General features: G+C 31.5%; 8 protein-coding genes and 1 pseudogene. 4 read left to right on the plus strand and 5 right to left on the minus strand.

What is annotated here, in order from left to right; genetic code table 11:
- Window position 1: 1 nt before the first annotated feature.
- Window positions 2–1,564: an amino acid adenylation domain-containing protein gene (locus tag DIS18_RS09850; RefSeq protein ID WP_181364029.1), complete on the minus strand. Its 1,563-nt coding sequence runs from the start codon at window positions 1,562–1,564 to the stop codon at window positions 2–4.
- Window positions 1,565–1,585: 21 nt separating this feature from the next.
- Entirely contained in the window at window positions 1,586–2,737 is a 1,152-nt protein-coding gene (locus DIS18_RS09855) for an acyl-CoA dehydrogenase family protein (protein WP_109352908.1), read from the minus strand.
- A gap of 326 nt (window positions 2,738–3,063) precedes the next feature.
- Here DIS18_RS09855 and DIS18_RS09860 point away from each other — a divergent pair, with 326 nt between their 5' ends.
- Genes DIS18_RS09860 through DIS18_RS09875 form a run of 4 tightly spaced genes read left to right on the plus strand, consistent with a single transcriptional unit; the run spans window position 3,064 to window position 10,421 of the window.
- Window positions 3,064–4,278, plus strand: coding sequence for a HupE/UreJ family protein (locus DIS18_RS09860; RefSeq protein ID WP_181364030.1), 1,215 nt, complete (start codon window positions 3,064–3,066; stop codon window positions 4,276–4,278).
- 45 nt (window positions 4,279–4,323) lie between these two features.
- Window positions 4,324–8,307, plus strand: a complete 3,984-nt coding sequence (locus DIS18_RS09865; RefSeq protein WP_109352910.1) for a non-ribosomal peptide synthetase — start codon at window positions 4,324–4,326, stop codon at window positions 8,305–8,307.
- 11 nt (window positions 8,308–8,318) lie between these two features.
- Window positions 8,319–9,668: a nucleotide disphospho-sugar-binding domain-containing protein gene (locus DIS18_RS09870; protein WP_109352911.1), complete on the plus strand. Its 1,350-nt coding sequence runs from the start codon at window positions 8,319–8,321 to the stop codon at window positions 9,666–9,668.
- A gap of 24 nt (window positions 9,669–9,692) precedes the next feature.
- Window positions 9,693–10,421: a 4'-phosphopantetheinyl transferase family protein gene (locus DIS18_RS09875; protein ID WP_109352912.1), complete on the plus strand. Its 729-nt coding sequence runs from the start codon at window positions 9,693–9,695 to the stop codon at window positions 10,419–10,421.
- Window positions 10,422–10,431: 10 nt separating this feature from the next.
- On the opposite strand, the gene DIS18_RS09880 is transcribed toward DIS18_RS09875, so the two are convergent.
- The 3 genes and pseudogenes from DIS18_RS09880 to DIS18_RS15055 all read right to left on the minus strand — a co-directional run.
- Entirely contained in the window at window positions 10,432–11,415 is a 984-nt protein-coding gene (locus DIS18_RS09880) for a PorP/SprF family type IX secretion system membrane protein (RefSeq protein WP_109352913.1), read from the minus strand.
- A 22-nt stretch (window positions 11,416–11,437) separates the two neighbouring features.
- Window positions 11,438–19,606 carry a T9SS type B sorting domain-containing protein gene (locus DIS18_RS09885; protein WP_109352914.1) on the minus strand — a complete coding sequence of 2,723 codons (8,169 nt, stop codon included), beginning with the start codon at window positions 19,604–19,606 and terminating at the stop codon, window positions 11,438–11,440.
- Between the two features lie 350 nt (window positions 19,607–19,956).
- Window positions 19,957–21,459, minus strand: a pseudogene (locus tag DIS18_RS15055) (PorP/SprF family type IX secretion system membrane protein); the annotation flags it as partial.

Raw genomic sequence — 21,459 nt, forward strand, 5'->3', positions numbered from 1 at the left:
TTTATAATGCTTTAATTATTTTTTCAATTTCTTTTCTATTTATTTTTCCTGAACTTGTTCTTGGAAATGACTCAAATATCAATATATCTTTAGGTACTGCATAAACAGGTAAATTATTTTTACAATGTGTTTTTAAATCTGATTCGAGAATTTCTAATTTTTCATCAATTAAAACTGTAGCAATTAATTCTTTTTCTTCTTGAAAATTGGCAACTATTACAGCTGCTTCAGTAACTCCATCAAACTTCAAAAGTGTATTTTCAACCTCTCCTATTTCAATTCTAAATCCTCTAAGCTTAATTTGATTGTCTTTTCTCCCTAGAAAAAGAAGCTCATTGTTTTCATTTAATTTTACTAAATCACCTGTTCTGTAATAAACATGCTCAAACCCTGGAGCAATTTTATGCTTATACAAAGAAGCCTCAGTTAAAGCCATATTATTCCAATACCCTTTCATCATGGTTGCAGACCTTACTACAAGCAAACCTTCATCTCCATCATTAACAGAGTTATCATTTTCATCTAAAATCATATATTCCGTGTTTTCCCAAGTAGTTCCTATTGGAATGGGCTCATCAGTAATTGGTGGTACTTTCAAATTATAATATGTACATTGATTAAGTTCTGTTGGCCCATAGATGTTGCTGTATTCAGCATGAGGCCATAACTCCATTAAGGCTCTTAATTGTTTGGTAGCAAAAACTTCACCTGCAAATAAAACCCAACGCATACAGGTGTAATCTTTATTCTGAATTCCACCTTTGTGGAGTAATTCTATTAAAAGTAACGGAACAGAGTACCATATTGTAACCTTTTCTTTTTCAACCAAGTCTGCTAAACTAACTGGAAATTTTAAATGCGCATCTGAAACAATCACTGTAGTTGCACCTGCTAAAGGAGCCGAACAATAGCCCAATATAGAGACATCAAAATGTAACGGTGCACTATTTGCAACAATATCAGTATGTTTAAAAGCATACAGATCAACTACTAATTTTGCAAACGCTAAACCACTAGCATGTGTATGCATAATGCCCTTGGGTGTACCTGTGCTTCCTGAAGTGTAAAGGATATAAGATAAATCATCAGCTAAAATATTTACAGGTTTATATTCTTGCAATGGTTTTACAAACACTTCTTCCCAAGAGATAGTTTCAATATTTTGAGTCTCAGATAAACCTATAATTGTTTCAAGGTTTTCTTCTTCAGATACTACTTTTTTAATTTTTTTAGATTGTTTGTTGGTAGTTACCACATGCTTAATACCACAATCATTAATCAAAAACTTAACTCTTTCACTTGGTAAAAATGGATCTATTGGAACATAAGCTGCTCCAGATTTTAAAATACCATAAATAGCAATACAGGTTTCTAAACACCTGTGCATTAATATCCCTACACGGTCTCCTTTTTTTACGTCTCGAGATAATAAACAAGCAGCTAATTGACTAGATTTAATATTTAAATCTTCAAATGTGATGGATTCATTCAGAAACCTGAATGCCACCTTTTCTGGGAACTCTTTAGCAGAATTCTCTACGATTTGAACTAAGTTATATATCAATTTTTCTTTTTTATTGATCTTTTAAAGACCCAATAGTTTAGCAATAATATTTCTTTGTATATCTGATGTTCCAGCATAAATTACACCGCCAACGGCATCTCTTAAATCACGCTCAACTTCATTTTCACTTAAATAGCCATAACCTCCATGATTGCGAATATTATCAATACTTGAGGTAACAAAACTTTCACTTAATTGTAATTTTAAAAGAGCGGATTCTAACATAGCAGATTTGCCTTCACTTTTAATCCAAGCAACTTTATATAAAAGTAACCTAGAAGTTTCCAAACGTAATTTCATATTTGCAATTCTGTTAGAAACAGATTGAAATTCAGCTACAGATTTACCAAATTGCTTTCTTTTTTTTACAAATTCTATAGATTGCTCTAACTGGTATTCCATAGCACCTAATTGACTAGCTAAAATACTACAACGGTCATGCTCTAACGAATGGTTTGTAATGCTCCAACCTGCACCTTCTTTTCCTAACCTATTTGCTTCAGGTACAAAACAATCTTCAAAAAACAAACTTCCAATAGGTACTGTACGTAATCCCATTTTCTCTTTGTTTTCACTAACTGAAAAACCTTTTGTTCCTGTTTCAATTAAAAAGGCTGTAACACCCCATTTACCTAGTTTAGGGTTTATAGTAGCAAAAACCAAAGCTAAATTAGCAACTGGTGCTAATGATATTAAACATTTAGAACCATTTAGAATATAACCACCTTCAACCTTTTTTGCTGTAGTTTGCATACTAAAAACATCAGATCCAGCCTCAGGTTCTGTTAAAGCATGACAAGCAATAGATTTACCAGATGCAAGCTCTGGCAAATATTTTTCTTTTTGTGCTTCTGTTCCAAATTGAGCAATTGGTAATTGAACTGTCCACATTTGAGCGCTTAAAGCAAACGGCAATCCATTATCTTTACAACCATAGCCTAACCCTTCCATAGCCAAAGTAGCGCTTACTAAATCTAGCTCATTTTTATTTCCACCATAAGTTGGTGGTACAGCCATGGCTTGAATGCCAAAATCAGCACACTTATTCCAATTATCTCTAGAAAAAGTACATGTTTTGTCATTTTCAAAAACAGGCGAATTTAATTCTGCTTTTGCAAAATTAATGCAGTCTTCTTTTAGCTGGAGTTGCTCTTCAGTATATGAGAAATTCAATTTTTTTTATTTCAATTAACTTTAATAATTAATATTAAGCAAAAACTATCGATAGGAAACTTTTTAAATCGATTAAAATTTAAAACTAGAAAATACTGTACACTTTATCGACAAAAATGAACAAATGAATACTTTATTATTTTTTTAATTATATTCACAATATCTTTAAAAAAAATTGTATTAATTAAAATATCGTAAATAGTTACATTGATTACTAAAAAATCAATAAAACTATTATTAAAGTAGAAATTAGTTTGATTCTTAAGTTAACCTCTAAGATGGTCAAATTCATTTCTTAATTTATGACGTTTTATAACCAATCGACTATGAAAAAAATTACATCTAAGTTATTATTTGCTTTTTTCCTTTTTATATCTACGCTTTCATATTCTCACGAGCCTAACCAAAGTTATGTCTTTTTAAGAATTTATGAAAATGATGGTATTCAAGGACGTTTTGAAATTGATTTTAAAGAGCTTAACAAGGTTTTTAATTTTAATTTACCTGATAATGGATTAGTTAAAGATGCAAAACCTTACGCAGACCAGATAAAAGCTTATGTACTAAAAAATGCTGGGTTTAGTTCTGGAAATACCACATACGATGTAATATTTACAGATATTGGTGTAACAGAAACCGGAACTGGTAATTATTTAAAACTCCTCTTTAAATTAAAAGGCTCTGAAAATATTCCAGACAAGTTGGATGTGTATTATAATCTAGCTTTTGAAAAAGATCCTAGCCACAAAGGATTTTTAATTATGGAATACAACTGGAAAGCGGGTGTAATAGATGGATATACCAATATAGTAGAAGATTTTGGTCCTAAGGATACAAAAGGGACTCTAGCATTGGATGAATCTAGTGTATTTACTGGGTTTATGGCTATGGTTAAACAAGGAATTTGGCATATTTGGATTGGTTTAGATCATATTCTTTTTCTACTAGCATTAATACTTCCTGCTGTTGTAAGAAGAAAAAATAATAGTGTTTTTGGTTGGGAACCAGTTAAAACATTTAAAGCCGCTTTTATATATATTATCAAAGTAGTGTCGTTTTTTACAATTGCACACACAATCACCCTAACATTAGCCTCATTAGAATTAGTTAATCTGCCTTCACAAATAGTAGAATCTATAATTGCTTTTTCTATAGGTTTAGCTGCTTATCATAACATCAAACCAATTTTTAAAATGAAAGATTGGGTAATTGCTTTCATTTTTGGTTTATTCCACGGTTTTGGTTTTGCTAGTGTATTAGGTGACTTGGGTTTAACAGGTGAATTTTTAACCCTATCACTTCTTGGATTTAATGTTGGTGTAGAAATTGGTCAATTAGCAATTATTGCTGGAATTTTTCCAATTTTATATCTAATCAGAAAATACAAGTTTTATCCTAAATTTTTAGTTTACATGTCTATACTACTCATTATAATTTCTTTATACTGGTTTGTAGAACGTGTTTTCGACATCAATTTAATGGTTGATGATTATATAGTAAAATTTACTTACGAGTTGTCTAAATGGCTTGGTATTAAATAACTTTATAGGTATAGTTATTTTAAAATAAATCAATATTAAAGACTTGTGGAGAAAAAGCTTAATAAAGAATCATTATTAGATAAGTGGAAAAATAAGCAGAAAAAGGAAAACGCTTTAGCAGTAATACAAAAAGCGCCTTCTGATGCAATAATACCATTATCTCATGGACAAAAAAGATTTTGGTTTTTGCAACAAATGTATCCCCAAAACCCTTTTTATAACCTTTCTGAAATTTATGAATTTCAAGGTGACTTAAATGTTGATGTTTTAGAAAAAAGCTTAAAATTAGTTTTTGAAAATCATAAAATATTCAAATCGTTTTATACTGCTGAAAATGGCTCTCCAAAACTAAATATTAGTGATTCTGTTTCTTTAGAATTAGAAAAAAAAGAATTTAGTAAAACATCTAAAATAGATGTACAATCTTTTCTAGATGAACAAGCTCATATAAATTTCGATCTTGATTCTGCACCTTTAATAAAAGCATCTCTTTTAAAGCTAAATAAAAGCAAATATATTTTGTTTTTAACAATGCATCATATCATTGCAGACCAATGGTCGATGAGGGTTTTAAGGGAAACTCTAGCTAAAAACTATAAGAGTTTATTAAATGATGAATTTGTAGAAGAAACAAAAACAGAAATCAATTTTTTTGATTATGCATACTGGGAAGAAAATAGTCAAAATTATGATAAAGAAATAAAATATTGGAAAACTAAGCTTTCTGGTAAAATACCAAATTTAAACCTTCCAAATGACTTTAACAGACCAGCAAAACCTTCATATAAAGGGGACTTTAATTCTATAGAGTTTTCAAAAGAAACTTCTTTACAGGTATTAGAAACCTCAAAAAAATTAGGTATTACGCCTTTTGTTTTATTCTTATCAGCCTATTACATATTACTTAGAAATTTTTCTCAACAAGAAGATATTTTAATTGGCTCACCAGTTTCTAATAGAAATCAAAAAAATTTAGAAGATGTATTTGGTCTCTTTATAGACACAATAGTACTTAGAACATCTGTAAATAAATCCTTAACAATATTTGATTTTATAAATGAGGTGAAAAAGATGTTTTCTGAAGCACTTTCAAATAAAGATATTCCTTTTGATAATTTAGTAAAAGAGCTGAATTTGGAGCGATCTTTATCTACAAACCCTCTTTTCCAAGTCATGTTTGTGTATTCTACAAAATCAGAGCTTCCCGACTTTGGAGATGATTTAACCTTAACTAAAAACTCTGAATATAATGCCAAAGTTTCAAAATTTGACTTAACATTATTTATTACTGATAATGATGGAAAATTAACTTCTACTTTTGAATATGCCACAGATTTATTTGAAGAAAAAACTATTATTAGATTTCAAGATTATTTAAAATATACTTTAAATTTTATAATTAATGACGTTAATAATAGAATTAACAGTATACCTGTTTTTACAGAAAATGATGCGAAATTATTTAGCTTAAATGATTCACAAAACCTTAATTCATTCTCTAATTATAAAAGTATTCATAGTATAATTGAGGATGTCTCTAAAAAGCATCCAAGTAATACTGCCTTAACTTTTAAAAATGAATCAATTACTTATAAAGTACTAAACGAAGAAGCAAATAATGTTGCTCGAAAAATATTAGAAAATCCTCCTGATGGTGAAATAATAGCTTTATGTTTAGAGCGATCTTTAGATATGATAATTAGTATGTTAGGCATACTAAAATCTGGTTATGCCTACTTACCAATAGATCCAGAATATCCGCAAAAGCGTATTGATTTCATACTAAAAGATGCAGGAGTTGATAGTATTCTTACTCATACATTACTTTCAAAACATCTAAACAACTGTGATGCAAAACAAGTTTTAATTGATACCATTAACAAAAAAAGCATTGCATTTCCGAAAGAGTTACCAAATGTAGAAGAAACTAATTTGGCCTATGTAATTTATACTTCAGGGAGTTCTGGAAAACCCAAAGGTGTTCCAATTACTCATAAAAACATAATTAATTCTACTGCTAGCAGATTAGATTTTTATGATAACAATCCAACTTCATTTTTATTAATGTCTTCTATTTCTTTTGATAGCTCAAAAGCAGGGATATTTTGGACTTTATGTACTGGTGGAAACCTAGTAATTACAGAAAAACGTATAGAACAAGATATTGATGAGATATCTAATGTAATTGAACAACAAAAGGTTAGTCATACATTAATGCTACCTTCATTATATCAAGTTATTTTAAATAATGTAAACCTCTCAAAATTAAGAAGTTTAAATACTGTTGTAGTTGCGGGAGAAGCCTGCTCTAAATCACTTTGTAAAACACATTTTAAAACTTTGCCTAATGCTTCGCTATATAATGAGTATGGCCCTACAGAAGCTTCAGTATGGTGTATAGCACACAAAATAAAACGTGAAGACGTAAACAGAACACAAATTCCTATAGGTAAACCAATAGCAAATTCTAGAATCCATTTATTAAGTACTGAGAAAAACAATGTACCTATTGGTGTTTCAGGAGAAATATATATTGGTGGCGCAAACCTATCAAAAGGATATATTAATAGGCCAGAGTTAACAGAATCTGCATTTATAAAAAACCCATTTAGCAAAAATGAAAAACTATACAAAACAGGTGATTTAGCCAAATACAACAATGATGGTAGTATTCAATTTTTAGGTCGTGCAGACCAGCAAATAAAAATTAGAGGTTTTCGTGTTGAACTAGATGATATAGAGAATACTATTGATAAAAACGAACAGGTTGAAAAATGTATTATTTTAGTAAAAAAATATAATAAAGGAAATTTAAAACGCTTGGTTGCCTACATAAAACCTGCTAATACATTTAATGAGGAAGTATTAAAAAGTGCTCTAAAAAAAGAATTACCAGATTATATGATTCCAAGTAGTTTTATTTTAATAGATGAAATGCCTTTGCTTCCTAATGGTAAAATTGATAGAAGTTTACTTAATAAAACAATTCCTGAATCAACAGTACTTGATTCTGAAAATATAGAAAAACCTAAAAATGAAATTGAAGAAAAACTATTAAAGATTTGGGAAGAAACCCTAAACATTTCTCCAATTAGTACTAATGATAATTTCTTTGAAATTGGAGGTGATTCTATTATGAGTATTCAAATAATTTCAAAAGCTAGAAAAAATGGAGTCATGTTATCTCCAAATCAACTTTTTGAACACCAAACTATATCTGGGCTTTCTAAATTACTAATAGATGCAAAAAAACAAAAAGATGAATGGAGTTTTATGGCAAAAATCCGAAGTGAAGGGAATAAAAAACCTCTTTTTTGTATTCATTCTGGAGGAGGCCATGTTTTTTTCTATGGGTTACTTAAAAAATATCTAAAAGCAGATAGACCCATATATGCTGTTCAACCGGTTGGTTTGTATGGTTCTGAAGACATGCATAAAAGCATTGAAGAAATGACTTCTGAATACCTGAAAGCTATTAGAAAAATACAACCCAAAGGGCCATATAATATCTTAGTGTATTGCTTCAGTACTTCAGTTGGAAATGAAATGGCTATTCAATTAGATAAAATTGGAGAAGAAATAAATATAATAGTAGCAGATACCATGGCATCTCCATGGAATGCAACTGATAGTGATAGTCTAAAAACTCGGGTATTTTCCTTTTTAAAACGATTCCTTATGAATCCTTTTAAAGCAATAAATACATTTTTAAAAGATCGAGTTTACCTTTTAAAAGCTATAAAAGGCAAATATTTTGGTAAGTCAAAAGAGAAACAATTAGAAGAACTAAAAGCGAATCTTAGAAAAATTAGCGTAGATTATACATGGAAAAAAAATAAAGGAAATGTATCTTTATTACTAACAGAGAAACCAGATGAAAACTTCAACAAGTTTATTGTAAAGTCTTGGAAAAAATATGCTAAAGGAGGTATAACCATTTATCCAACCAAAGGAAATCATCCCACGCTGTTTGAAGAACCAGATGTACAATTTGTTTCTGAGCAAATTGATAAATGTATTATTGATTAAATAATTACTAAATGGCACATGTAGCAGTAATAATGACAGGTCTTACAGGTAATTTACATGCAAGTCTTGAATTAGCATCTCGCTTTAAAAAAGAAGGAAATAAAATCACTTATTTAGCCATTAGAGATGTAAAAATTAAAGTTGAAAATAACGGCTTTAACTACATTCAACTACCAGAAATAACACATTCAATTTCTACTGAAGATTTAGGTTTAACTCAAGGAGCTACTTGGTTTAAAAAATTTATTTTTAGCCTAAGGGATAAGAGAAATAATCATAAAAAAATTGAGGATCTTTTAAAACTTGAAGAGTATAAGAATATAATTGCTTCAATAAAACCTGATATTACTATTATTGACAGGGAGCTACATGATATTATATTTGCTGTGTTTTCTCTTAAAATCCCAATAGTAATAAGTACTACATGGTTTTCCAACAAAATGGGAAGTGGATTAAAACTACCACCAATAAGAACAAATATTATACCTGGTAAAGGAATAAAAGGAACGTCTCTATTTATTTTATTTAATTGGATATATATCAAATTAAAAGTTAGGGCACGTATTATCGCAAACAAGATTTTTTTTAAAGATTATAGGCGTCAAGGGTTACTTAATTATGCAAACAAGGTTGGATTTCCAATCAAAGAAATAGTTGCTAGTAATTTACCCAATTTATTTGTTTACCCTTATATAAAGACCCTAAGTATGACTATGAGTGAAATGGACTTTAATCATATTCCAGATAAAGAACTACACTATATAGGGCCAATGGTTTTTGAATCAAGAGATAATAATGCTTCTTCAAAAATTAGCGAGAAATTAAAAACAATATTTAATCAGAAATTAAATGATAATAAAAAATTAATTTTCTGTTCTGTGAGTACATTAGTATCTGGAGATATTATTTTTTTAAAAAAACTTATAAGTGCAGTAAGCAATGTAAATAATTACCAATTAATCATAACTCTAGGAGATAAAATAGACAAAAACATATTTAAAAATACCCCAGAAAATGTTTACTTATTTAATTGGGTTCCTCAATTAGAAGTCTTAAAACATGCAGATTTAAATATTAATCATGGAGGTATTAATAGTATAAATGAATGCATTCATTTTAAAGTACCCATGCTGGTATACTCTGGCAAGAATTTTGACCAAAACGGTTGTGCGGCACGAATTCATTATCATAGACTTGGAATCATGGGAGATAAGGATAAAGATTCTTCAAAAGAGATAAAGGAAAATTTAGAAACAATTCTTTCTAATAAAATTTATACAGAAAATTTAAATAAATTCAATAAGATTTATCTTAATTACCAACAAAAAAACCTTTCAAAAATTTTAAAACTAAAATCTTAACATCGATTTTACAATTCTTATCTGATGATTGAATTAAGTGGGGACTTATTTAAAATTACTAAAAAACAGATTCATGTTTGGTTTATTAATTTAGATATTACTGAGGAAAAAATCATCCATTTGAATCATTTTTTATCAGAAGATGAAATTATCAAAGCTTCAAAATTTCGTTTTAAAAAAGATAAAAATTGTTCTATAATATCTAGAGGTGCATTACGTCTTTTATCAGGTAAATACTTAAATACTAATCCAAAAACGATAAAATTTAAATATGGTGACTTTGGAAAACCATATTATGACATGCACACGGAACTCAAATTTAACGTATCGCATTCAGGAAATATGGCAGTAATAGCTTTTGTTTTGAATTGCGAAATAGGTGTTGATATTGAAAAGCTTAAATATGATTTTGAGGTTATGGATATCGTCGATAATTATTTTTCTGAAAGTGAAATAGAATCACTGAAGAAATTGCCTGGTCAAGATCAAGTAAAAGGTTTTTATAGATGTTGGACTAGAAAGGAATCATTTATAAAAGCTAAGTCTAAAGGGCTTTCTTTTCCTTTAGATGCCTTCTCAGTGAGTATAAATTCAGATGAAGAAGCAGAAATTTCAGAAACAAAATGGGATAAAAAAGAAAAAGATTTATGGAATCTATTTTCGTTTACACCTCAAAAGGAATATATAGGTGCAGTATCTGTAAGAGGAAATATTGAAAATATTAAGTATTTCAACCTTAATGAATTATTATAATACACCTCAACTATTTACGTACAGCACTTTGCGTACATGGACAATTACTAATACCTTGTAAAAAGTTTAACCCTATAGTTACAACGTGTGTTCCAGAATTATACGCTGACAATTCGTTAGTTGTAATTTGGTATGCATAACCAAAGTAAAAAATAGACTTTTGGAAACCAACCATAGGCCCAACGTTTAAAGGTTTAAAAAACTGATCGTTTAAGAAACGGTAAGAGATTCCTGCCCAAAAATAGTCATCATTTCTATTGTACTTTCTAAACTTGAAATTAACATCAGTACTAGAACGCTTATCACTACTAAACATTTGGTAGTATATAGATGGTTCGAATTCTAAACCACTTTTCTTAGGCCCTCTAAAAGTATAACCTGAATAAATTTGATAGTTTAAAAGTAAATTAGGTTCTGAAACTCTAATGGTTTTATCTAGTTTTTTATCTAAAATATTATTGGCATTAAAACTAAAGAAGGCACCTTTATATCTAAATAAAGCTCCAACATCAAAATTATTGTTAGATGTTCTTCTATCGTCTGTTATAAAAGGATCTATTATCGGGTTTTCATAAGTCGTGTTAAAATTATTTATGTCTATCCTGAAATTATTTATGTTATAAGAAATACCAAAAGACAAATACATTTTTGAATAATAATCTAGAACTAAGTGATGTGCAAAAGATATTTTTCCACCAGTTTGAATCGTATTTCCATTTCTATCATTATAAAAAGATAAACCTAAACCTGTTCTGTCAGCAATTCTAATATCTCCGTATATAGATTGGTTGTCTGGAGCGCCTTTAATACCTACCCATTGAGTTAGCCCGTTTGCTCTAATCTTTAAATTATCTCCAATACCTGCATAGGTTGGAGATACTACAAAGTTATTATCAGCTAAATACTGAGTAAAAACTGGTAAATTCAGCTCCTGCCCATAGCCATTAGCTATAAAGACAAGTAATAGAATTTTATATATATATTTTAATCGCATAATTCTCTCTTTAGGGTTTTAATTATCTATACAATGTAAAATGACCAACAAACTCGCGTTTATCTTGAGGTTCGTTTAATTTTACAACATACCAATAATCCCCAGTAGGTAGCTCAACTCCTCTGTATTTACCATCCCACTTATCCCCTATCTTTAAAGTGGCAATTTTTCGTCCATACCTATCAAAAATATCGAAGGTTAAATTTCTATACTGGTTAGCACAACCTGGTCCCCAATCATCTAAATTACCATCTCCATTTGGTGTAAAATAATTTGGAATACATACATCTATAAATTCAAAGAACCTAGTAGCAGAAACTTCACAGCCATTGGAATCAATTACAGTTACTGTATAATCACCTGATTCAAAAATCAAGAACGTATTTTCATTTCCATACGAAACTCCATTTAATCTAAACTCATAAGGTGTTGCACCGCCAGAAGCATTTGCAACAATTTCATTTAATCCACCATCATCTAAAGCTAATGCAAGTGGCTGAAAAGTGTCTATAATAAAAGGAATTCCGCTATCAGTGATTTGTACACAACCATTTGGATGACGTACTTCTATACTATGAGGTCCTGGGGCTAAGTTTTCATAAATACCTGTTCCAGTTGAAAATACTCCTCCATCCAACGCATATTCTAAAACTGAAGTATCAACAATACTAGAATCAACTGTAACAGTTACTCTATTGGTAACTGTATTGGTATTGTTTGTTAAATCATTAATACATTCATATTCAATATTGGCTAAAGGATCAAGAATTACTGGCTCCGCTAATGGAATTGAGAATGGGCTATCTCCAATACAACTACCACTATCTAAAACATAAACCATTTTCTCTCCACCTTCTAATCCAGAAAAAGTATAAGATGTAACTCCTAGCGGTAATGGTATATATGTAATATCATCTAAACTCACACTATATGGTGGTTCTCCTCCTAAAATGTTTATTGTAAACTCACCTGTAGAATCACCATCACATGGAGCCTCACTAATAATAGTATAATTAAATCCTAAAGGAAGTGGTTGACCTATATCAAAGTTATAGGTTACAAAACACCCTAATTCATCTTGAACAACAATATCATAATTTCCAGGAGATAGATTTTCAACTGTATCTAAATCGAAAAACTGATCTAATTGAGGTGAAATTGCATACTTGATAATACCAGAACCACCATTAGCAGTAATTTCTAACATACCATCATTCTCTCCATTACAAGTCACATCAATAGGATTGAACGTTACATCAAGAGGTGATGAAGCATTTGTAATAGGAATAGTTGCTGAAATTTCTAAACAATCTCCGCTATTCACTTGTACTTGATAATTCCCAACAGGAAGGTTTGTAAAAACTCCCGGACTATCTTGAGTAACAGGTACAATTGGGTTTCCTGCTGTATCTTGTAAAGTGTAAACATAACTTCCAAGGCCTCCTTCCGCGGAAGCGATAATAACACCATTGTCATCTCCAGCACAATTTATTACTGTATTTGTTGTGTCTAAATTAACGCTTAACGTTGGTAAAGTATCTATTGTAATATCGTTTGAAACATTAGCAGAACAACTATTTGCATCTCTAACATAAAAGCTGAAAGTTCCTGTAGTAACTGGAAAAGTAACTGATGATGCAAAGGTTCCTAATATTGTTGTAAATGAAGCTGTATCACTATACTCATAACTACCTGTACCTCCTGAAGCACTTAGTGTTAATGTAGATTGTGTTGTACATGTTTGAGATGATGCTTTAACCAAATCAACTTGAATTTCTGTTGGTTCTGCAATAACTACATCAGCTGAAGTAAACTCACAATTATATCCATCAGATATAACTACGTTATAAGTTCCTACTCCTAAATCATTAAATACAGGAGAAGTTTGTGGACCAGATGATGTTACTGTTGGCGATAACATATTTAATGTATACGTATAGTTTGTTCCTTCCCCTCCAGTAACAGCACTAGCTGTAATACTTGCGTTTGTATCTCCAAAACATGACAACAAACTAGGTGTAGCCGTAATAGTTCCATCTATTGGGGTTGGCAAATTAAGTGGTATATTTTCTGAAACTATACACCCACCAGCATCTCTTACACTTACCGTATAAGATCCTGCAGATAAATTAGTAAACGTTCCGTTAGATGAATAAGCAACTGAAGCTGTTCCTGTTAATTCGTATTCATAAGTTCCCCAACCTCCAGTTGCAGTGGCTGTAATTGTTCCTCTACCATCATCACAAGTAACATTGGATGTTTCTATAGCAACCAAATCCAGTGGTTCAGAAGGTGATGGAATAATCACAGTAGAAGTTACCGAACAAAATGGGCTTGCTGTTTCTGTAATAACTACCGAATATGTTCCTCCCAAAAGGCCTGAAACTAATTCTGGATTAGTAGATGTATTAGCATTAACAACTCCAAAAACTGAAGCTGATGAACTATCAAAAACTTCATATGTGTATGGTCCTGAATAACCGCTAACGTTCAATTCGAATGTTCCATCATTATCACCAAAACATGTTACTGGTGTTGGTGTAGTTGTAAATGTTGGTGGTATTGCTTCTGGAATTACTACAGTAACTTCTTCAAAACATGTTGTTGTTATATCTGTTATAGTAACTGTATAAGTTCCAGATGGTACACCTGAAAACACATTTCCTGTTAGAGAAATTGAACCTAGGCTTGGACTTATATTATATGAATAAAATCCAGTTCCTCCAGAGCCTGTTATAGTTATTTCTCCATCATCATTATTACATGTTGATAATGCTGTTATTGCTGGTATAATTTCTAACGGCGCTTCAATATCAATTGAAACTAAATTACCGCATCCATTAGCATCTTGTATTTCAAGAGTATGCGTTCCTGATGATAAATTAGATATCGTAAAAGGTGCAGTTCTTGTTTGAAAAACACCTCCATCAATACTATAAGTATATGGCGCAATACCTGCAGTTGTTAGCGTTACATCTATTTCAAAATTACCTTCTGCAATTGTACATTGATTATTTAAAGTTGCACTAATTACTGGTTCAGTATCTATATCTATAATTTCATTAATTCTTACTTCACAATCGTTAGCATCTCTAACTACAATATCCCAATTGGTTCTGACTGCATAATCTAAATTTAAAACGTTATTCGTTCCAAAGTCTGCTAATGTTGGTATGAATCCAACAGCACCTGAAGCATATCTGTAAGGACCTGTTCCGCCAGTAGCTGTAATAGTTACTTGTGCGCCTACATTACAATTTGCATTTTCTTCTGCAGTTACAGCAGCAACAAGAGTTTGAATAGGTTGTGTTATTTGGAATGTTTCAGAAACCGTACATAAAGTTCCATCAACCTCTCTAACAAATAATGTATAATTGCCAGCAGGCAAACCTGTAATGGTTCCACTTACAGAAGCTCCTGTTAAACCTGTAAAAGTTCCGTTTTGTACAGGAATTATTGGTGTGTTTGTTAATTCATCTTGAACTTCGTAATATATTGTAGTAACAGATGCATCATAATTCAAGACCGTGAAATCTAAAACTCCATTATTGTCACCATTACAGCTTACATCAGTTGTTGTAAGTGCATCAATATCTATATCTGATAAAGTAGGTGTTGTAACTTCTATAATTGAAAAACAACCTCCAGAATCAATAACTTGAAATTGATACGTTACGCCATGGTTTAATCCTGTAAATGCATGCGTTGTTGAAGGTGTAGGTCCAAAACTTGTAGCAGGTTGACCGTATATAGAATATGTAAATGGTCCTGCTCCTGAAACTACTGAAATATCGACTGTAGCACCTGTAGCACATGAGCCTGTTGAAGCGTTTCCGATTAAATTAATACTTGGAGGTGTTTCTATTCTTTGAACACCACTAATATATTCACAACCATTTGCATCGACAATAGTTACATAATAATCTCCAAAATTTAATCCTGTAAAGGTTTGAGTAATTGAAGCTGTAGTTATACTTAATCCTATTTGAGTAAAAGTATTATCAAATAATGTATATACATATGGTGCAATTCCACCAGAATTAATAGTTACATCCAAGCTACCTGGTGCGTTAGTATTTGCAATACATTGAACTGGATTTCTAACTATTGTAACGTCTATTGGTGCAGGGTCTATCAAATTAACAGTTCCTGATACATCACAATTTTTACTATCTCTAATAACATAATTGTAAGCCCCAGCAACTAAACCTCCAAATACATTTGAAGATACAAAAGTCGTTCCTCCATCAATACTATAAGTAAATGGTGCTTGACCTGTTAAAGCTGTTAAAGTAACAGAACCATCACTATATCCGTTACAAGTTGGGTTAGTTATTGCATCTGAAGCAGTAACCGAAACAGGATCACTTAGTGTTTGAATTCCAGATTCAACAATACAACCATTTGCATCTGTAATTTGAAATTGATAAGTTCCATCTGAAGTAGCTATATGAGAAAAAGTAGTTCCTACAACAGCAGTTGTACTTCCGTAAGTTCCTCCATTAAATGATGTAGCATAAGCAAAAGGTGCGGTTCCGCCAGTTATTGTACCAGTAATAATTCCATCTGGTGATATTGTACAATCAATATCTTTTGTAATTACTGTACTGACTGCTATTGGAGGTAATGGAGCAATAGTAAATGTTTCACTATATAAACATCCATTTGCATCTCTTACTTGAAATGTATAAGTATTTGGGCTTAATCCTGTAAAAATATTTGAATTTTGATAAGCAGTAACTGAACCTGATGGCGCTATAATTTGATATTCCAAAGGTGAAGTACCACCTGTTGTTCCAGTAATTGTAATATCAGAAGTAATTGCTGGACAACTTAAAGGTGTACTACTAAAATCCATATCTGTTGGTGGATTTAGTGCTAATATATCTATTGGAGCCGCTATAAATGCACAACCACTTGAGTCTCTTATTGTAACTGTATATGTTCCTTCAGATAATCCTGTAAATGTTGTTCCAGGTTGAAAGTTAATACCATCCAAACTGTATGTATATGGCGCTGTTCCGCCAGCAACCCCAGAAACTGTAATTATTCCATCAGAAGTACAACTTAACGGAGTAGTTAAAGTAGCAGTACCTGTTACAGTTGCTAAAGTAGTTATATTAATCGTTTGTGGAGTAGTTGTACAAACATCTGCAGCACCTGAACTGTATCTTACAACAACATCATAATTCCCTGAAGCTAGACCTGTAAATGTATTAGAGTTTGAAAATGAAACTCCATTATCTATGCTATACTCCAAAGTATTGCCATTAGGATTGGTAACATTAATTGTAATCGTCCCGACATCCCCAGTATCAGAACAAGCTATATCTGTTGACGAAACTGTAAAATCTGGAGCAAGAATAGCATTAACCGTTATTGAAGTTTCAGCAGAACAATTATTAGAATCAACAACTGTAATCGTAAATGTTCCTGGAGCCGTAACTGGTATTGTAGGTATAGTTTGAAAATCTGTCGCACCATTAACAAAATAGAAATATGGAGGCGTTCCTCCTGTTGGATAGACTGTGATTTCTCCATCAGTACAAGTAAGAGGTGTTGTTAAAGCTGAAGTTGCTTCTAATAAAGAGGGTTCAACAATATCAATATCTTCAGAATAAATACAACCATCATCAGTTGAAACATCAATAGTGTAAGTTGCTGGATTTAAATTAGAAAACGTATAATTATTTGGATTGATTGGTCCTACACTATTTACTAAAGTTCCGCCTTGAGAAATTGAAAAATAATATTGTGGACGAACATCGTTAGCAGCAATAGAAATGCTTCCTAAATCGCCATAACAAAGTGGTTGTGTAATGATATTTGAAACTGTAAAATCTGTTTGTCTGATTTGTATATCTGGTACTGTAAAAATACATGGGTTTGGGTCTACGCCTATTTGTCTAATAGATACTGTATATATGCCAGGTGTTGTTACAGAAAACACGTTACTAGGCTGAAAATTAATACCATCAAGACTAAACTCATAACCACTTGGTACACTACCAACAACTATTTCTCCAGGAGTTGTACAATAAATATCTCTTGAAGTAACTGTTGGTACTAATAAATTAGTGTAAACGTTAAAATAGAATTGATTAAAACAACCACCATCATAGTTTAATGTTAATCTGAATTGTCCTGCAGTATCTGCCATATAGCTTGGTCCCGTTTCTACTTGATTCCAAGTACAAGCCGCATCTTCATTAGCACAATCTGGATTAGCAACAGCAGTACAACTACTTTCGTCTAATTGTTCCCAAATTATAGACGTAGTATCTGTAATATTGGTGTCAATTAATCTTGGGCCATTACCACCACATAAAAATATATTTGGCAATTCTTTTCCATCATTAGGGCAAATAACAACTTCATCTGCAAAAGGAATTACTGGATTGGTAACTCCCGCTCCAAATGTGATAACTTCAAAAACTTGACTTGTTGACTGACAAGGAGCAATAGCAGTATTTTCAACATAATAAGTACCTGTTGAAGTCACTGTTATAGATTGAGTTGTTCCAATTACAGGCGTTCCTGATGGACTTGTAGACCATGAATATGAATCGTATCCACTACCAGAAGTCAATACTGTACTAGCTCCACAAAGAATAACTTCTTCTTCAAAAGTACAATCAATATCTGCTAAAAAATTAGTTGCTCCTGGAGTTAACAAACAACCTGTATTTGTATTGAAACTAGGATCGTCAGAAATTGTAAAGGTAGGATTCAATGTTCCGTTATATGTTGAAAAAGCTTGATTGCTTATAATATTTGAGCAAGCATCATTAAGTAAACTACATTCAGAAACAACAGTAACTTTAAATCGTATTTCTTGTACAGGGTCATTTTCTTCAACTATAGAATTGTCAATATTAAAAACTAACTCTCTAGTTGTTGGATTATAAGTATGTGTAACTCCAGCAGGTAATATTCCTAAATCTGTTGGGTAATTAAATACAATATTTGTTGGAAGAATATCTCTAATAGAAAGGTTTGTAGCATTATCATTACCTGTATTTTGAAAACCTAAAACATAGTTTAATTCGTCTCCAAGATTTACAAGCATACCTCCAATATCATTACCAGCAGGATCTTCAACTGTTTTGGTAAGTACAATATTAGGCTCAATAATATCAACTGCTAAAGAGAAAAAATATGGAAAATATGTATCTCCACTAGTTTCTAAACGTACAGTTGCTGCCGTAGCATCATTAGCTATAACTGCATTTGCTGGGTTAGGCACAACCATAACTCCTGTATCAAAACCTAGAGTATTTGTACTATTTGGGTTTCTATTATTTACTGGTAAAGCACTTAATTGTGTAACCGAACTATTAAAAAAATTTGTTGCAGGTCTATCTGCTGTAGATAAGTTTAAACCATTAAGCAATAATTGGTCCCCTAAAATAGGACTATCGCCTTCTAATGTTGCAAAAGCAAAATTTGCTCTTACTGGCGCTGGTGCAGGAATGGTTCTAAAACCAGAAACTGGAATATCTAATGTTGGATTCCCTCCAGGAACACTAATAGCACTAAACCCATCAAAACTTGTAATTGATTTTCCTGGTAAAGTTGGATCTTCATAAACAATATAAAGCGACCAACCTGCAGAATGCCCAGTATTATTACCTATATCTTGTGTACGCCCTTGAGCACTAGACACATTTGCAACAGTATAAGTTCCCAAATCAGTTGCTAAGCCTGTAACTATAGAAGTTACATCTGCATAACAAGCATATGGGAAACTATCGCCACCATCTACAGAACTTCCATTAGCATCAAATATTATTGTTCCAACAATATCATTATAACCTCCTGTAGGCCCTCTGAATTTTACATTCGTAAACGGTTCAGTTCCCTCAGTAACTGCTCCCCAATATAAACCAGCATGAATAATTCTATAACAACCTGGATTTGGAATTGTTAAATCTGCACTTGAAGAATTAAATGTTGATGCATCTCCATCAATATCAATATAAACCATGTCTACAGTATGGTTATATACTGTACCATCATTAAAAGCATTATTATCTGGCCCCAAGATATTATTTCCAATTAATTGGATATCTCCCTTTAAATCCTGATTAAATCTTGGTGTAAAAGGAACAAAGTTCTGCGCAAATAATTGCATACTCAATAATAGAAGTAATAAAACAAGTCCTGTTCTTACATAAGTAGTTTTATTCATGGTTGATTATGTTATTACTTCTCTTTAACTGAGGCTAATTAAAAAGAAGCATTTCTCTTATTTATAATATCGTAATCTATTTACTACAATATTTACATTACACCTAAATATAGTGTAAATAAACGATATAAATATCGTAAATATAATTGTAAAAATAAAGAGAGTTTGAAAATATTGAGTAGTTTATCGAATCAATAATCCTTTCATCGATAAAATATAATTAATTTGTAGTATTTTTAATTCAAAAAAATAAAATTTAACCTATTGAGCTTTAACATTTATAAAGAGGTATAATAAAAAGAATAAAGAAAAACCTTAATGTAAATTATTGCATATATGTAGACTAAATTCTAGTTTTCTATTTTAACCATAGACATTTTACTATTGTATGGTTTACTTCCTTTAGTAGTATCTAACGATGATTTTGCTTGACCAATATTATCAAACATCTCATAATAGATGTAATATTTACTTGTATTAACATCAAAGAAGAAATTTATATTTTCCTCACCAGCAGCAACTGCCTTTTCTAAGAATTTATCTCTTTCATTTACATCTGAATGAACAGCAACAACTAAGTAATAACCTTCATCTACATTATTTACATCCTTTACAATTTGAATATTACTAAGCGTTTCACCATGGTTAAAATCTTCTTTTGTTAAAGGTTCAGAACTAGGTGTTGTAAATTTCTTAATACGTTCTAATGCAGCTCGATCCTTATTATATCTATCATCTTCATTATCATATGCTGCACGTTTAATTCTTCGTCTTCTTTCAAAATCAGTAGCAACTTTAATATCTTCTAATCTAGACACTAAATTTTGTTTGATATTAATGGCTTGTCTTTGTTCAGATTTTAAAGTTTGAATAGTATTTAAATATGCTATATTAACTGAATCATCCTTACTTTTAACCTTTTTAAGGCGCTCTTTATATAGTTTTTCTATCTCAGTAATTTTTGCTGCACCAAATTCAATTGAGTTATCAATCTCTAATTTTAAACTTTCTATTATAGCATTTTCAGCAGAAACACTCTTGAACACTTTAGGTGCTTCTTTCACTATACCTTGCTCACTTAAATCGTTTTCTTCTTTTAAATTATCTAAGTCTTGTTGCTTAATAGCAATTTTTTCGCTCAATTTATCCAGCAATTCTTTTTGAGCTTTCTTAGAGGCTTCAGCAGACTTTTTAAATTTAATTAAAACTTCATCTAGAAGTATCTCATCAATTTTAGCTTCTTCTTCAGCTATTCTAGCCTGCTCTTCTTGAGCTGCCTTAGCTTGTGCTTCTTCTAATTGTTTTGCTTTAGCTTCTTCTGCTGCTTTTACTCTTGCTGCTTCTGCTATTCTAGCCTGCTCTTCTTGAGCTGCCTTAGCTTGTGCTTCTTCTAATTGTTTTGCTTTAGCTTTCTCTGCTGCTTTTACTCTTGCTGCTTCTGCTATTCTAGCCTGCTCTTCTTGAGCTGCCTTAGCTTGTGCTTCTTCTAATTGTTTTGCTTTAGCTTCCTCTTCTGCTTTTACTCTTGCTGCTTCTGCTATTCTAGCCTGCTCTTCTTGAGCTGCCTTAGCTTGTGCTTCTTCTAATTGTTTTGCTTTAGCTTCCTCTGCTGCTTTTACTCTTGCTGCTTCTGCTATTCTAGCCTGCTCTTCTTGAGCTGCCTTAGCTTGTGCTTCTGCTAGTTGTTTTGCTTTAGCTTCTTCTGCTGCTTTTACTCTTGCTGCTTCTGCTATTCTAGCCTGCTCTTCTTGAGCTGCCTTAGCTTGTGCTTCTTCTAATTGTTTTGCTTTAGCTTCCTCTGCTGCTTTTACTCTTGCTGCTTCTGCTATTCTAGCCTGCTCTTCTTGAGCTGC

The organism is Algibacter marinivivus (assembly GCF_003143755.1).
Lineage (GTDB): Bacteria > Bacteroidota > Bacteroidia > Flavobacteriales > Flavobacteriaceae > Algibacter_B > Algibacter_B marinivivus.

Bases quoted from the DNA above. Each gene is read 5' to 3' on its own strand.
- DIS18_RS09860 (WP_181364030.1), top strand. From the start codon at position 3,064: ATGAAAAAAATTACATCTAAGTTATTATTTGCTTTTTTCCTTTTTATA.
- DIS18_RS09870 (WP_109352911.1), top strand. From the start codon at position 8,319: ATGGCACATGTAGCAGTAATAATGACAGGTCTTACAGGTAATTTACAT.
- DIS18_RS09875 (WP_109352912.1), top strand. From the start codon at position 9,693: ATGATTGAATTAAGTGGGGACTTATTTAAAATTACTAAAAAACAGATT.
- DIS18_RS09880 (WP_109352913.1), bottom strand. From the start codon at position 11,415: ATGCGATTAAAATATATATATAAAATTCTATTACTTGTCTTTATAGCT.
- DIS18_RS09885 (WP_109352914.1), bottom strand. From the start codon at position 19,606: ATGAATAAAACTACTTATGTAAGAACAGGACTTGTTTTATTACTTCTA.